This is a genomic window from Rhodococcus sp. 05-2254-6 (assembly GCF_002258565.1).
In the GTDB taxonomy this organism is placed as follows: Bacteria; Actinomycetota; Actinomycetes; order Mycobacteriales; family Mycobacteriaceae; genus Rhodococcoides.
Genome location: NZ_NOZF01000138.1, coordinates 23,720 through 38,423, shown reverse-complemented (window position 1 = coordinate 38,423; position 14,704 = coordinate 23,720). Strand labels below are relative to the sequence as shown.

Genomic DNA, 14,704 nt, shown 5'->3' with positions numbered 1-14,704 from the left:
CGCAGCGGGTGACCGTTATGTCCAGACAGGCGGTGGTACAGAGATATTCGCGCGAATCCGGGCATACTGGACGCATGAACTCCGAAGCGGACAGCATCACCGATCCGGTCACCATCGTCGGTGCCGGCATAGCCGGTGCGGCCTGCGCGCGGGTTCTTCGCGACGCAGACGTGCCGTTCCGCATCGTCGACCGAGGCCGAGCTCCGGGTGGGCGGATGTCATCGCCGGAGTTGCACGGCCGTCGCGTCGACCTGGGCGCCGGTTACTTCACCGTTCGTGATCAGGAATTCTCGACCGTGGTTGCCGATTGGGAGTCGGCTGGGTTGGCGCGCCAGTGGGCCAACACGTTCGGCATCCTCAAGCCCGCAACAGCCCCGTGCACAACGACCGGACCCGTTCGCTGGGCTACCCCGAACGGGCTGCGATCGCTGGTACGAAACATGCTCGAGGGCTTCGACATCGAGCATTCCACCGAGCTGACCGAATTGCCCGACGGCCACGTCGTGATCGCGATGCCGGATCCTCAGGCGATGCGACTGACCACAGTTCCCGATGCGGTCGACTACGTACCCGTCATCGCGGTGGCGTGTGGGTTCGACGTGCTGGACATTCCCTTCCGGGACGCAGCGTTCGTCAACGATCATCCCGATATCGATTTTGTCGTCGACGACGGTGCACGCCGCGGAGACGGCGCTCCGGTTCTGGTGGTGCACACCACGTCGGAACGAGCTCAGCAGCATCTCGACGAACCGGACGGTGCGATCGCCCCAGTTGTCGACGCCCTTCGCGAATTGGCCGTCGCATCCACGCAACCCACATGGACCCACGCTCATCGGTGGACCTTCGCCAAGCCCGCAGCGCAGCACGATTCCAACTTCGCGCTTCGCGAGCAGGACGGACGCTTCGTCGGTTCGGCGGGCGATCAGTGGTGCGAGTCCGGAGTGCCCCGAGTGGAGAGCGCCTGGCGTTCGGGCACGGATGTGGCGCGTGCGCTGATCGACGCGCTCCGGCACTGAACCTCGCGGCGCGACTGCTCCACTCCCTTGTGCGCTCGGGTTCCCTCGTGGCGGTAGCGCAATCGGCGTGGACCGTTGCCGTGTTCATGCCCGCTGATGCCACCGAAAACAGTGCGCGCGAACATCTCTCAACCGGATCGCCGGCAGCCACTTCGACCGTAGGATAGTTACTTTAATTCTTGTTCACTATTTCGAAGTATGTACACATTTAACCGATTAAGGTGTGACGACACGCGCAGATCTCGCCCCCTCGTCGCCGTCGCACACAGAATCGGAGCAGTCCGTGGCCACCATCCGAACCCCGGAGCAGACCAGACGCCGTGGCGTACTCGCTGCCACCGTCGGCACCATCGTCGAGTACTACGACCTCACCGTCTACGCCTACCTCGCGGTGGTCGTCAGCCCATTGTTCTTCCCCGGCGACGACCCGACGGCGTCGTTACTCGCCAGTCTGGCCGTCTTCGCATCTGCCTACCTGATGCGTCCGATCGGCGGAATCTTCTTCGGCCGCCTCGGTGACCGCCACGGCCGCAAGCGCGCATTGTTGTTCTCGGTACTGCTCATGGGCGTCGGCAGTGCGCTGATGGCCTTCCTCCCCACCTACGAGAACGCGGGGGTTCTCGCGCCGATCCTGCTGGTCATAGCCCGTCTGGTTCAGGGCTTCTCTGCCGGTGGCGAACTCGGCGGCGCGCTCACATACGTCTACGAAACGGTCGGCGAAAAACGCAAGGGGCTCGGCGCATCTTTCGTCGCATTGGGTAGCAACAGCGGTTTCGCACTCGCGGCCATCGCCGTGGCCGTCACCTCCACTCTCACCACCGATGCACAAATGACCAGCTGGGGCTGGCGAATTCCGTTCCTGCTCGGCATCCCACTGGTGCTGTTCTGCCTCTGGACCCGAACTCGAATCGAAGACACCCCGCAGTTCGTCAACGCAGTCGCGGAAAACGAAGTCGCGAAGGCACCGTTGACCGAACTGCTTCGCACTCACCCCAAGCAGGTTTTGCAGGTCTTCGGACTGGGTGTGGCTCAGAACGCGACCGGATACATGGTGCTCACCTACATCGGCATCCATTTGGTGCGCGAAGGTGGATTCAGTCAGAGTTCGGTCACCTGGACTGCGGCCGGTGTGATCGTGCTCGTCGCGGCGTCCATGCCGCTCGCCGGGTTGCTGGTAGATCGGTTCGGCAGCGTTCGTGTGCTGGCCAGCGGATTGCTCGCCTCGGCACTGCTCGCGTACCCGGCAATGTCGATGATGAGTGGTCACGGGTTGTTCGTTGCTGCAATTGCTTTCATGTTCTTCGCGGTAGGCACACCCTTGATCCAGACGGCAACCGCTCCCCTGTTCCCGTCGTTGTTCGACTCGCGAGTTCGATTGACCGGCGTCGCTCTCGGCTTCAACATTGCGACGATCGCGACCGGTGGGACCGCTGCCTACATTGCGACGTGGCTGATCGACCGCACCGGAAGCTCGGTTTCACCCGCCTACTTCGTCATAGGCTCGGCCGTGATCGGCATGATCACCCTCGCGACCATCCGGCAGAAGACCTACGGCGGATTGCGGACCGGCAGCCGAGTCGCCGACGGACTGCCGTCGCAGTCGGGAGCGCTCGACGATGTCAGCTCCCGACGAACGTGACCGTCTCGTCCAAAGGGGCTCGGCTGGTACGGAATCCGTTGATCGAGTGCGTCTCGTCCGGGTAGCCGAAGGAGATGCCGGCCACCACTTTTCGAGTGTCCGGGATGTCGAACCACTCGTGCAGAAACGGTGAGTACGCGGCGAGGGCTGCTTGTGCGATCGCTCCGAGACCGAGACTCTGCGCGGCCAGCAGAAAAGTCTGCAGATACAAACCGCAGTCGACCGCGCCGTACACACCCAGATCGGCGTCGGTGGTGATGATGGCCGCGTGCGGGGCGTCGAACAGCTCGTAATTGCGAATGAATTGACGCGTCGTCGCCTCGGTGTCGGACTTGACCACGCCGATGCTTTCGTACAGCGCGCCACCGCATTCGCGTCTGCGCGCGCGGTGCACAGCGTTGTAGTTGGCTGGGAACGGAAAATCCGGTTGCGGCACACCGGACGCCACGTGCTCCACCAAAGCGTCGGAGAACTTCCGGGTGGCATCGCCTTCGGTCACGATGATCTGCCACGACTGGGTGTTGGACCACGACGGTGTACGCCGGGCGGCAGACAGTAACTGTTCGAGTACCTCACGCGAGACCTGCTTCGGCAGGAACTGCCGGCACGAATACCTCTCGTCGAGAAGTTCTGTCAGTGCGTCGTACCGGGTCACATCGTCCGCCTCGTGTCGGTGTCGTCGGGTGCGGGTCGAACGTAACACCACGGCTGAACCCAGCCACACACTCTTCGGCGCGGATGAACGGCTGCCAGAGGAGCATCGGGCGCGTTGTGCGGGGTCCCGGCGAGCCGCGTATCGGAAGACGGTGGGCGCAGAGGGGTTCGAACCCCCGACCGCTGGTGTGTAAAACCAGAGCTCTACCGCTGAGCTATACGCCCGAGTACCGGTGGCCTGGGGATAACCCCGGGCCACCGGAACGCTTGGAGAAATTTATCGTGTCTGATCTCTAACTACAATTCCGCAGGTCAGCTCACCTGTGCGAGAGCCTCGGCCCACGAAGAACTGTCGCGAGCCTCGCCGGGTCCGTTCATTTCGGCGAACCTGATGATTCCGGATTTATCGACGACGAACGTTCCACGATTAGCGAAGCCGGCGCTGTCGTTGAACACGCCGTACGCCTGAGCAACCTCACCGTGCGGCCAGAAGTCCGACAGCAGCGGAAAGGTGTAACCCTGTTCTGCAGCCCAGATCTTGTGGGTCGGAGGCGGACCCACCGAGATCGCCAGGATCGCAGTCTCGTCGTTCTCGAAGGTCGGTAGCTCGTCGCGCACTCTGCACAGCTCGCCCTGGCACGTGCCGGTGAAGGCCAGTGGATAGAACACGAGCAGAACGTTTTTCACGTTCCTGTACGACGACAACGTGACCAGTTGGTTGTTCTGGTCTTTGAGGGTGAAGTCGGGCGCAACTGCGCCAACCTCGATCGGCATCTAGAACCGTCTTCCTGTATCGAGCATCGGCCTACCGCTTGGTGGCAGGGGTCTTGGGCTGAACCAATCGACTTCCGATCCAGTCACCGAGGTTTGCCGCAGAGGTCTGCGTCAACCCTGCGGTCGGGGCGGACTCGGCAATCTCACTGGGTTCGACATGACCGGACATGCCGGTCTTGGGGCTGAGGACCCACACGATGCCATCGTCCGAGAGCGGACCGATCGCATCCATGAGCGCATCGACCAGGTCACCGTCTCCGTCGCGCCACCACAGCAGTACAACGTCGATCACCTCGTCGGAATCCTCGTCGAGGGTCTCGCCACCGATCGCATCTTCTACGTCGGCGCGCAGATCATCGTCGGTGTCCTCGTCCCAGCCCAGCTCCTGTACGACCATGTCGCGAGTGATGCCAAGTTTCTGAGCGTAGTTCTGAGCGTCCGCCGCGGCGACCACGGTGGTGACCTCCTTGAATTGTGGGTGCAGTAGTCAAAGCGAACAGTGTCGAAGCCGTTCGCGCAAGCTGACCGCGCCGAAATTGCGTACATAAATTTCTACTGGTGGGTATCGGACCTCTGTACTACCAGAACCGACGAGATGCGGCAGGATTGGGGAGGAATCACGAGAACGAGGAAAGTAGACCGCCGTCACAGGGGCGGGACTACCGGGACCGGGCGCCACACCGAGCGTCCGCCACATTGAGGAGTGCACACGTTGTCCGAAGTGAACAGCGGCGAACGGCAGAACACATCGTCTGCAGGCAAGAAGGGCTCGGACGGCCGGGTCCGCGTCATCCGTGAGGGTGTCGCGTCGTACCTGCCCGATATCGACAACGACGAGACCAACGAATGGATCGAATCGTTCGACGGCTTGTTGGAGAGGTCCGGCCCCAACCGCGCTCGCTACCTGATGCTCAGGTTGCTCGAGCGCGCCGGCGAACGCCGCGTCGCGTTGCCGTCGCTGACGTCGACGGATTACGTCAACACCATTCCCACCGAGAACGAGCCGTGGTTCCCCGGCGACGAGTCCATGGAACGCCGCTACCGCGCCTGGATCCGCTGGAACGCCGCGATCATGGTGCACCGCGCGCAGCGTCCCGGCGTCGGTGTCGGTGGCCACATCTCCACGTATGCCTCGTCGGCAGCGCTCTACGAGGTCGGCTTCAACCACTTCTTCCGCGGCAAGGACCACCCGGGCGGCGGCGACCACATCTTCATCCAGGGTCACGCCTCCCCCGGCATCTACGCCCGCGCCTTCCTCGAAGGACGTATCCCGGCCGAGCGCATGGACGGCTTCCGCCAGGAAGCCAGCCACGTGAACGAGGGTGGCGGACTGCCGTCCTACCCGCACCCGCGCCTGATGCAGGACTTCTGGGAATTCCCGACGGTATCGATGGGTCTCGGCCCGATGAACGCCATCTACCAGGCCCGCTTCAATCACTACCTCAACGACCGCGGCATCAAGGACACCACCGATCAGCACGTGTGGGCGTACCTCGGTGACGGCGAGATGGACGAGCCGGAATCGCGTGGACTCGCGCACGTGGCCGCTACCGAAGGCCTCGACAACCTCACGTTCGTCGTCAACTGCAACCTGCAGCGCCTCGACGGCCCGGTCCGCGGCAACGGCAAGATCATCCAGGAATTGGAGTCGTTCTTCCGCGGTGCCGGCTGGAACGTCATCAAGGTCGTCTGGGGCCGCGAGTGGGACTCGCTGCTGCACAAGGACCGCGACGGCGCACTGGTGAACCTCATGAACACCACGCCCGACGGCGACTTCCAGACCTACAAGGCCAACGACGGCGGCTACGTTCGCGATCACTTCTTCGGCCGCGATCCGCGCACCAAGGAGCTCGTGAAGGATCTCTCGGACGACGAGATCTGGAACCTCAAGCGCGGCGGCCACGACTACCGCAAGGTGCACGCTGCCTACGCGGCCGCGATGTCGCACAAGGGCCAGCCGACGGTCATCCTGGCGCACACCATCAAGGGCTACACCCTCGGCAAGCACTTCGAGGGCCGTAATGCCACGCACCAGATGAAGAAGCTGACGCTCGACGATCTCAAGACGTTCCGCGATCTCCAGCACATCCCGATCTCCGACGAGGAGCTCGAGAAGGATCCGTACATGCCGCCGTACTACCACCCCGGTGCGGACGCTCCCGAGATCCAGTACATGCTCGATCGTCGCAACAAGCTCGGTGGATTCGTCCCCGAGCGGCGAGTGGACGTCAAGCCGCTGCCGCAGCCGGGCGACGACACGTACAAGACGCTGCGCAAGGGCTCGGGCAAGCAGGAAGTCGCCACCACCATGGCGCTCGTGCGCGTCATGAAAGAGTTGTTGCGAGACAAGGAGATCGGCCACCGAATCGTGCCGATCATCCCCGACGAGGCCCGCACGTTCGGTATGGACTCGTGGTTCCCGTCGCTGAAGATCTACAACCGCAACGGCCAGCTGTACACCTCGGTGGACTCGGAGCTGATGCTCGCCTACAAGGAGAGCTCGGTCGGCCAGATCCTGCACGAGGGCATCAACGAGGCCGGTTCCACGTCGTCGTTCACCGCGGTCGGCACCTCGTACGCCACGCACGGCGAGGTCATGATCCCGCTGTACATCTTCTACTCGATGTTCGGATTCCAGCGCACCGGCGACGGTCTCTGGGCTGCGGCTGACCAGATGGCTCGCGGATTCGTCCTCGGTGCCACGGCGGGTCGTACCACGCTCACCGGTGAGGGTCTGCAGCACGCCGACGGTCATTCGCTGCTCCTGGCGTCGACCAACCCGGCGGCCGTGGCCTACGACCCGGCGTTCTCGTACGAGATCGCACACATCGTCAAGGACGGTCTGCGACGGATGTACGGCGGCACCGAGGGCGTGGAAGGCTTCGGCGGCGAGAACATCTTCTACTACATCACCCTGTACAACGAGCCGTACGTACAGCCGGCCGAGCCGGAGAACCTCGACGTCGAGGGTCTGCTCAAGGGCATCTACCGCTTCGCAGCTCCGCAGGAGGGCGACGGACCCGAGGCGCAGCTGTTGGCCTCGGGTGTCGGCATGGTCTCGGCCCGCAAGGCCCGTGAGCTGCTGTTCGAGGAGTGGGGCGTGCGTTCGGCCGTGTGGTCGGTGACGTCCTGGGGCGAGCTGCGCCGCGACGGCGTCGACGCCGAGAAGGAGTCACTGCGCAACCCCGGTGCCGACAAGCGGGTTCCGTTCGTCACCTCGGCGCTGGCCGACGCCAACGGCCCGGTCATCGCATCGTCGGATTGGATGCGCGCTGTTCCGGACCAGATTCGTCAGTGGGTTCCGGGCGACTACGTCACCCTCGGCACCGACGGCTTCGGATTCTCCGATACCCGTCCGGCCGCCCGACGGGTGTTCAACGTCGACGCCGAGTCGATCGTCGTCGCCACGTTGTCCGCTCTCGCCGCATCCGGTGAGATCGACAAGTCCAAGGCAGTCGAGGCCGCGGAGAAGTACAAGATCGACGACGTCACCGCAGCTCCGACGTCGTACGCCGACACCGGTTCGGCGTAGGTTCCACCCCTGTTCGGCCGACCCCCGTCCCACGTCGCGAAGCATGTCCGTCGCGATAGGGGCGGGGGTCGGGCGTAGGTTCTCCTTATGTCCGATGCGAAACCCGACTCACCGGGCAGCGCGTCATCACGCGATGTGTCCCGACGCGACGCCTACCGTGAGGCGTTGCGTGAATCGTTGACCTCGGACAACGAAGTGCACCTTCCGGTCGCCTCACTGGCACCCTCCCGCCAGAAACGCGATCCCCTGCCCGATGCCCTGCTGCGTCGCGTCAAACAGTTCTCCGGCCGACTCTCGACCGAGGCCGTCACCACGATGCAGGGGCAGTTGCCGTTCTTCGGTGATCTCGACGCGGCCCAACGTGCCAGCGTCCAACTGTTGATTCAGACAGCCGTCGACAACTTCCTCGAATGGCTGAAGAACCCCAACAGCGATATTCGCTTCAGCCTCGATGCCTTCCAGGTCATTCCCCAGGACCTTGCCCGACGCCTCACTCTGCGCCAGACAGTGGACATGGTGCGGGTGGCGATGGAGTTCTTCGAGCAGTGGCTCCCGGCGCTGGCACGCAACGATCAGCAGCTGGTGGCCCTGACCGAGGCCGTGTTGCGCTACGGGCGCGAGCTGGGTTTCGCGGCCGCGTCGGTCTACGCCAGCGCAGCCGAATCACGCGGAGCCTGGGACACCCGCCTCGAAGCCCTCGTGGTCGACGCCGTCGTACGCGGAGATACCGGCTCGGACATGCTCTCGCGTGCCGCCACGTTGAACTGGGACGCCACCGCGCCCGCAACGGTGCTGGTGGGCACTCCTCCCGACGATCGAGGCGTCTCGGTCGTCGGAACCGTGCACGCCGTGGCGCAGAAGCACGGTCGCGCCGCACTGGCAGTGGTGCAGGGAACGCGGCTGGTGATGGTGGTCAGCGGTCAGCTCGACGACACTGCCACCCATCGCGCCTTCATCGACGACATGCTGCAGAACTTCTCGGACGGACCCGTCGTCATCGGCCCGACCACCCGCACCCTCGGTGCGGCGCACTCGAGCGCGGTGGAGGCATTCGCGGGGATGCAGGCCGTGGCGGGGTGGCGGGGTGCGCCGCGTCCGGTGCATGCGGGCGAGCTACTGCCCGAACGCGCACTGCTCAACGACGGTGCGGCGATATCGGCGTTGAACGATCACGTGGTCGTTCCGTTGGCCGCGGCAGGTTCGGGACTGGCCGACACCCTCGATGCGTATCTGGACTGTGGCGGAGCGGTGGAAACCTGCGCACGGCAGCTGTTTGTTCATCCAAATACCGTCCGGTATCGGCTCAAGCGCATCGCCGAGGTCACCGGTCGAGACCCCACGCATCCGCGCGACGCGTACGTACTCAGGGTTGCGGCAACGGTAGGTAGGTTGGCTCGAACGCATCACGAACCGCCCCATCCTGCCCCATATGTCACACAGGTCACATTCGGAGAAGTAGTCACGTAACGCCGGACCACCCTTCGGCGATAGCGGATCCCCACGAGGCAATTTGTAGGGTTCCCACAAATTGCTTGTCGAGAGTTCATCGAGCGCGACATCACTCATTCGGCACCCGACGGTGTTCTCTTAACCCTGTGATTGCGTTGCTTGCGCCCGGTCAGGGCTCCCAGACTCCCGGCATGCTGCTGCCTTGGCTCGAATTGCCGGGTGCGGCAGACCGACTCGCGTTGTGGTCGAAGGCCTCCGGTCTCGACCTCGTCCGCCTCGGCACCACAGCCACCGCCGAGGAGATCACCGACACCGCAGTGACCCAGCCTCTGGTCGTCGCGTCGGCATTGCTCGCGTTCGAGGAGATCGCATCGCGCGGCCTGTTCCCCGAGGACGCCGTCATCGCCGGACACTCGGTGGGCGAACTCGCCGCCGCTGCGATCGCCGGCGTCATCTCCTCCGACGACGCCGTATCGCTCGCTGCCGTCCGTGGCGCAGCAATGGCCAAGGCCTGCGCGCTCGAGCCGACCGGCATGTCCGCCGTGCTCGGGGGCGACGAAGCTGCTGTCCTGGCCCGCCTCGAAGAGCTGGACCTCGCTCCGGCCAACGTCAATGCTGCAGGTCAGATCGTCGCAGCCGGGCTGCGCACCAAGCTCGCCGAGTTGGCCGAGAGCGCGCCCGAGAAGGCTCGGGTTCGCGCACTACCGGTCGCGGGCGCGTTCCACACCAAGTACATGGCGTCCGCGGGCGACACCGTTGCCGCAGCCGCTGCCGCCATCAGCCCGTCGGAGCCGACGCGGACGTTGCTGTCCAACTCGGACGGTCAGCCGGTCTCCTCTGGTGCCGACGCCCTGAACAAGCTCGCTGCCCAGGTCACTCGCCCCGTGCGATGGGATCTGTGCAACGCCTACCTGCGGACCGCGCAGGTGACCGGACTCGTCGAACTGCCCCCGGCAGGCGCACTTGTCGGTATCGCCAAACGCGAACTGCGCGGCGTCGCCAACCTCGGCCTGAAGACACCGGCGGACATTTCCGCAATGGCCGAGCTCGGTTAGCTCGTCCCACACACTTCGCAGTCACAGCACTGCGGCTCGCACTTCCACTCCCCGAGTGGCAGAAATGCACAATCGCGTCTCGAAGCACATGACTTCGGCGTTCTACACAGAAGAGAAGGGAGCCACAACAGTGGCCAGCCAGGAAGACCTCATCGCCGGACTTGCAGAGATCATCGAGGAGGTCACGGGCATCGAACCGTCCGAGGTGACCATCGAGAAGTCCTTCGTGGACGACCTCGACATCGACTCACTCTCCATGGTCGAGATCGCAGTGCAGACCGAGGACAAGTACGGCGTGAAGATCCCCGACGAGGACCTCGCAGGTCTGCGCACCGTCGGCGACGCCGTGAACTACATCCAGAAGCTCGAAGCGGAGAACCCCGAAGCCGCAGAAGCTATCAAGGCCAAGCTCGACGACTCCGCGAGCGAGTGACACGGCCCATGACCAACCCATCCACCGCCAACGGACGCTTCCCCAGTGTCGTCGTCACCAGCCTCGCTGCGACCACGTCACTCGCGGGTGACGTCGATGCCACGTGGAAGGGTCTGCTGAACGGCGACAGCGGAATTGCAACGCTGGAAGACGATTTCGTCGCCGAGTACGACCTGCCCGTGCGGATCGGCGGCCACCTCGCGGTGAACCCGCAGAGCCTGCTCTCGCGGGTCGAGATTCGTCGCCTGAGCTATGTGGAGCAGCTGGCCACCGTTCTCGGTCGTGAGGTCTGGAAGAACGCCGGGACTCCCGACGTCGATCCCCTCCGCCTCGGCGTATCTATCGGTACCGGCCTCGGTGGCGGCGATTCTCTGATCGACGCCAACGACAAGATGAAGGCCGGTGGTTATCGCAAGGTGTCTCCGCTCGCCGTTCAGATGGTCATGCCGAACGGCCCTGCAGCGGTCGTCGGACTCGAGCTCAAAGCACAGGCCGGTGTCATCACTCCCGTCTCCGCCTGCTCCTCGGGATCGGAAGCCATCGCACACGCGTGGCGGATGATCGTGATGGGCGACGCGGACATGGTCGTCACCGGCGGCGTCGAGGGTTACATCGACGCGGTTCCGATCGCCAGCTTCTCCATGATGCGGGCGATGAGCACCAACAACGACAACCCGAAGGGTGCGTCACGTCCGTTCGACAAGGATCGTGACGGCTTCGTCTTCGGTGAAGCGGGTGCGCTCATGGTCATCGAGACCGAGGAGCACGCCAAGGCACGCGGCGCAACGATCCACGCCCGCCTGCTCGGTGCCGGAATCACCTCCGACGGGTTCCACCTCGTGGCTCCCGACCCGGAGGGCACGGGTGCCGCGCGCGCCATGAAGCGTGCAATCGAGACCGCAGGACTGCAGAAGTCCGACATCACCCACGTGAACGCCCACGCAACGGCAACTCCCATCGGAGACACCGCCGAAGCGCTCGCGATCAACAAGGCCGTCGGAAATCACGCAGCCGTGTACGCACCGAAATCCGCGCTGGGCCACTCGATCGGTGCCGTCGGCGCTCTCGAATCGGTTCTGACGGTGCTGGCAGTGCGTGAGGGAATCATCCCTCCCACACTGAATTTGGAGAATCAAGATCCCCAGATCGATCTCGACGTCGTCAAGGGCGAGCCCCGCGTCGGACAGATCGATTACGCGATCAACAACTCGTTCGGATTCGGTGGGCACAACGTAGCGCTCGCCTTCGGAAAGGCGTGATGCACTGAGTCGTTCTTTCGACTCAGCGAATCCCGCTCTCGCAGTGCATGATCCGGGCTGGGGCCGTTCCCAGTGAACGGCCCCGGTTCGGGCCTCGCCCCCCAGGGGCCCTGAAGAAGGACAAGCGATGACCATTCTGGCCCCCGTCACACGATCCGGTACCTCCACCGATCCCCGCGATCCACTCGCCCGCCTCGAGAATCTGTTCGACGCCGGAACCACTGTGCCCCTGCACGATCGGGACAAGTCCGGCATCCTCGCAGCGTCCGGCGAGATCGACGGCGTCCACACCATCGCGTATTGCTCCGACGCCACCGTCATGGGCGGTGCCATGGGCGTCGACGGCTGCAAGCACATCGTCGCCGCCATCGACACGGCCATCGAGCAGCGCGCTCCGATCGTCGGCGTCTGGCATTCCGGCGGCGCGCGCCTCGCCGAGGGCGTCGAAGCCCTCCATGCCGTCGGGCTCGTCTTCGAGGCCATGGTTCGAGCATCCGGCCTCGTCCCCCAAGTTTCCGTCGTCCTCGGCTTCGCAGCCGGCGGCGCCGCCTACGGTCCTGCGCTGACCGACGTCGTCATCATGGCTCCCGAGGGACGCGTGTTCGTCACCGGTCCCGACGTCGTCCGCAGCGTCACCGGTGAGCAGGTCGACATGGCCTCGCTCGGCGGCCCCGACACCCACCACAAGAAGTCCGGCGTGTGCCACATCGTCGCCGACAGCGAGATGGACGCGTTCACCCGCGCCCGCCGCCTGGTGTCCATGTTCTGCGAGCAGGGCGAATTCGACATCGCCGCCGCCGAGCACGGAGACACCGACCTCCGAGCGCTGATGCCCGAATCCAACCGTCGCGCATACGATGTGCACCCGATCGTGCACGAGCTGCTGGACAACGTCGAAGGGGAATCGACCTTCGAGGAGTTCCAGGGCGGCTGGGCCCGCAGCATTGTCATCGGCCTCGGACGCATCAGCGGCCGCACCGTCGGCGTCATCGCCAACAACCCCATTCGTCTCGGCGGTTGCCTCAACTCCGAAAGTGCCGAGAAGGCAGCCCGTTTCGTGCGACTGTGCGACGCATTCGGCATCCCACTGATCGTGGTCGTCGACGTTCCCGGGTACCTCCCCGGCGTCAGCATGGAATGGGAGGGCGTCGTCCGTCGCGGAGCAAAGCTGTTGCACGCCTTCGCCGAAGCCACGGTCCCCCGCGTCACCCTGGTGACCCGCAAGATCTACGGCGGCGCGTACATCGCGATGAACGCCCGTGCACTCGGTGCTACCGCGGTCTACGCCTGGCCCGGCTCCGAGGTCGCCGTGATGGGCGCGAAGGCCGCCGTCGGCATCCTGCACAAGAAGGCACTCGCAGCCGCTCCCGAGGAGGAGCGTGAGGCATTGCACGATCGCCTCACCGTCGAGCACGAAAGCATCGCCGGTGGCGTCGAGCGCGCCGTGGCCATCGGTGTCGTCGACGAGGTCATCGAGCCGTGCAAGACCCGCAGCACGGTCGCCAGGGCGCTCGCGGCCGCCCCTGCGGCACGCGGCAACCACAAGAACATTCCGCTCTGATCGTCACGGGGTGCCCCGCCGCCTCGGGTGGTGTCACCCCCGGCCCCGGTTGGGATCAATGCGGCTCCGAGGCGCTCCGAGTGCAACAAAGCCACATTCATCCTGAACCGAACGGGCGTCACAACGGACGGGCGAACTCCGGCGTCAGCTCTCGATCCACTTGTGGTCGTGAGCCAGTCGCAGCATTGCCGATCGGATGTCGAGGATCTGCGCTGCGGTGACAGTTCCGTTGGCTGTCAGCAGTGCCTCGGTCACTTCGGCGGTGAAGTCCGCCTCGGAGAGCACGTCGCAGATGACGTCCTCGAGTTGCTCGCGTTCGCTGATCGGAACGTCGTGGAACGGCACGTCGGGCTTGCGCCGGGTGACCAGCGCGGTCGACGCGGGGGTGTCGATGATCTGCACCTGGGTGGCCTTGAGGCCTCGATCGCCTTCGACGGCAACGTATTCGACGCGAACCCCCGGTGCCAACAGTCGTTTGTCGAAGTCCAGATCGTTGACGTGAATGAACACGTCCTCGCCGCCCTCGTCCGGCGCTACGAATCCGTACCCCTTGAACTCGTCGAATCGAATCACTTTTCCGGTCGACAACATCGAACTCACCACTCCACGGTCGTTCCCACATGCCTACCCCAGGCACGGACGCAAACTACCGCGAGCCAGAACCCCCAGCAACCCCTAGCCGACGTTGCGACTCAGCCACGTCACTTCGGCTCCGGCCCCGCCGGTTCGGTACGGCTCGAGGGCTGCGTCCCAGTCCGATCCGAGAGCCTGCTCGACGGCCGCGGTGAAGTTGCCCTGGTTGTTCTCCATCAGGGCGCGCAGCCGCATCTCGCCGAGCATCACGTCCCCGTTCGCGCTCGTCGTTCCGCGCCACAGCCCCAAACCGGGCACATGGGAGAACCGTTCGCCGTCCACGCCTTCGCTGGCGTCCTCGGTCACCTCGAACCGCAGCATCTGCCACGAGCGCAGGATGCCGGCCAGCTTTGCTCCGGTGCCGACGGGGCCGACCCAGTCGGTGGTGGCGCGCAGCTGCCCATCGGAGGCGGGCTGCGCAGACCACTTCAAGTTCGCACGGCAATCGAGGGCGTCGGTCAACGCCCATTCGACATGCGGGCACAACGCAGCGGGCGACGAGTGGATGTACACAACACCCGACGTCGCTTCTGCGAATTGATTCGATCCACGCATTGCACTACCTCCAGCTTCGACGAGGGACGTCTTCCCCAACGACCTCGACATGCTTCGGCTGGCTGCAGTGAATCAATGCGTCTGTGTACTAGTGTGCCCCGAGTTGCCCCTGTTGCGCCAGTGCAATCTGTGAACGATGGAGTT

13 protein-coding genes and 1 tRNA gene are annotated in these 14,704 nt (G+C 64.5%); 8 read left to right on the top strand and 6 right to left on the bottom strand.

Going from position 1 to position 14,704, the window contains the following annotated elements:
* Positions 1-74: 74 nt before the first annotated feature.
* Positions 75-1,016 carry an NAD(P)/FAD-dependent oxidoreductase gene (locus CH256_RS17415; protein WP_094670124.1) on the top strand — a complete coding sequence of 314 codons (942 nt, stop codon included), beginning with the start codon at positions 75-77 and terminating at the stop codon, positions 1,014-1,016.
* 283 nt (positions 1,017-1,299) lie between these two features.
* Entirely contained in the window at positions 1,300-2,655 is a 1,356-nt protein-coding gene (locus tag CH256_RS17410; protein ID WP_094640410.1) for an MFS transporter, read from the top strand.
* On the opposite strand, the gene CH256_RS17405 is transcribed toward CH256_RS17410, so the two are convergent.
* The 4 genes from CH256_RS17405 to CH256_RS17390 all read right to left on the bottom strand — a co-directional run bounded on the left by CH256_RS17405 (position 2,636) and on the right by CH256_RS17390 (position 4,537).
* Complete coding sequence (locus CH256_RS17405; RefSeq protein ID WP_179272132.1) at positions 2,636-3,310, bottom strand: nitroreductase; 675 nt, start codon at positions 3,308-3,310, stop codon at positions 2,636-2,638. The genes CH256_RS17410 and CH256_RS17405 overlap by 20 nt on opposite strands.
* A 152-nt stretch (positions 3,311-3,462) precedes the next feature.
* Positions 3,463-3,534: transfer RNA gene (locus CH256_RS17400), tRNA-Val, on the bottom strand.
* A gap of 87 nt (positions 3,535-3,621) precedes the next feature.
* The gene (locus CH256_RS17395; protein WP_094640166.1) at positions 3,622-4,083 is read right to left on the bottom strand and encodes a peroxiredoxin; all 462 of its coding nucleotides are present in this window, start codon (positions 4,081-4,083) and stop codon (positions 3,622-3,624) included.
* A 31-nt stretch (positions 4,084-4,114) separates the two neighbouring features.
* Positions 4,115-4,537, bottom strand: a complete 423-nt coding sequence (locus CH256_RS17390) for a DUF3052 domain-containing protein (RefSeq protein WP_032379129.1) — start codon at positions 4,535-4,537, stop codon at positions 4,115-4,117.
* A 258-nt stretch (positions 4,538-4,795) separates the two neighbouring features.
* On the opposite strand from CH256_RS17390, the gene aceE reads away from it, so the two are divergent.
* From aceE to CH256_RS17360, 6 genes are all read left to right on the top strand, one after another.
* Positions 4,796-7,615 carry a pyruvate dehydrogenase (acetyl-transferring), homodimeric type gene (gene aceE / locus CH256_RS17385; protein WP_094640411.1) on the top strand — a complete coding sequence of 940 codons (2,820 nt, stop codon included), beginning with the start codon at positions 4,796-4,798 and terminating at the stop codon, positions 7,613-7,615.
* Positions 7,616-7,702: 87 nt separating this feature from the next.
* Entirely contained in the window at positions 7,703-9,082 is a 1,380-nt protein-coding gene (locus tag CH256_RS17380) for a PucR family transcriptional regulator (protein WP_231893914.1), read from the top strand.
* 128 nt (positions 9,083-9,210) lie between these two features.
* Positions 9,211-10,119, top strand: a complete 909-nt coding sequence (locus CH256_RS17375) for an ACP S-malonyltransferase (protein ID WP_094670122.1) — start codon at positions 9,211-9,213, stop codon at positions 10,117-10,119.
* A gap of 88 nt (positions 10,120-10,207) precedes the next feature.
* Positions 10,208-10,552 (top strand): meromycolate extension acyl carrier protein AcpM, encoded by a 345-nt coding sequence (gene acpM / locus CH256_RS17370; RefSeq protein ID WP_045199610.1) that lies wholly within the window; start codon positions 10,208-10,210, stop codon positions 10,550-10,552.
* Positions 10,553-10,560: 8 nt separating this feature from the next.
* Entirely contained in the window at positions 10,561-11,811 is a 1,251-nt protein-coding gene (locus CH256_RS17365; RefSeq protein WP_068052249.1) for a KasA/KasB family beta-ketoacyl-ACP synthase, read from the top strand.
* A 127-nt stretch (positions 11,812-11,938) separates the two neighbouring features.
* On the top strand, positions 11,939-13,372 hold the full coding sequence (locus tag CH256_RS17360; RefSeq protein WP_094640168.1) for an acyl-CoA carboxylase subunit beta: 1,434 nt from the start codon (positions 11,939-11,941) through the stop codon (positions 13,370-13,372).
* A gap of 144 nt (positions 13,373-13,516) precedes the next feature.
* On the opposite strand, the gene CH256_RS17355 is transcribed toward CH256_RS17360, so the two are convergent.
* Together CH256_RS17355 and CH256_RS17350 are read right to left on the bottom strand one after the other, a co-directional pair.
* Entirely contained in the window at positions 13,517-13,963 is a 447-nt protein-coding gene (locus CH256_RS17355; protein WP_068052255.1) for a cold-shock protein, read from the bottom strand.
* Between the two features lie 84 nt (positions 13,964-14,047).
* Positions 14,048-14,560, bottom strand: coding sequence for a DUF3145 domain-containing protein (locus tag CH256_RS17350; RefSeq protein WP_068052258.1), 513 nt, complete (start codon positions 14,558-14,560; stop codon positions 14,048-14,050).
* Positions 14,561-14,704: the final 144 nt, after the last annotated feature.

Coding starts and splice junctions, on each gene's coding strand:
- CH256_RS17415 (WP_094670124.1), top strand. CDS start 75: ATGAACTCCGAAGCGGACAGCATCACCGATCCGGTCACCATCGTCGGT.
- CH256_RS17395 (WP_094640166.1), bottom strand. CDS start 4,083: ATGCCGATCGAGGTTGGCGCAGTTGCGCCCGACTTCACCCTCAAAGAC.
- CH256_RS17380 (WP_231893914.1), top strand. CDS start 7,703: ATGTCCGATGCGAAACCCGACTCACCGGGCAGCGCGTCATCACGCGAT.
- acpM (WP_045199610.1), top strand. CDS start 10,208: ATGACTTCGGCGTTCTACACAGAAGAGAAGGGAGCCACAACAGTGGCC.
- CH256_RS17365 (WP_068052249.1), top strand. CDS start 10,561: ATGACCAACCCATCCACCGCCAACGGACGCTTCCCCAGTGTCGTCGTC.
- CH256_RS17360 (WP_094640168.1), top strand. CDS start 11,939: ATGACCATTCTGGCCCCCGTCACACGATCCGGTACCTCCACCGATCCC.
- CH256_RS17355 (WP_068052255.1), bottom strand. CDS start 13,963: ATGTTGTCGACCGGAAAAGTGATTCGATTCGACGAGTTCAAGGGGTAC.
- CH256_RS17350 (WP_068052258.1), bottom strand. CDS start 14,560: ATGCGTGGATCGAATCAATTCGCAGAAGCGACGTCGGGTGTTGTGTAC.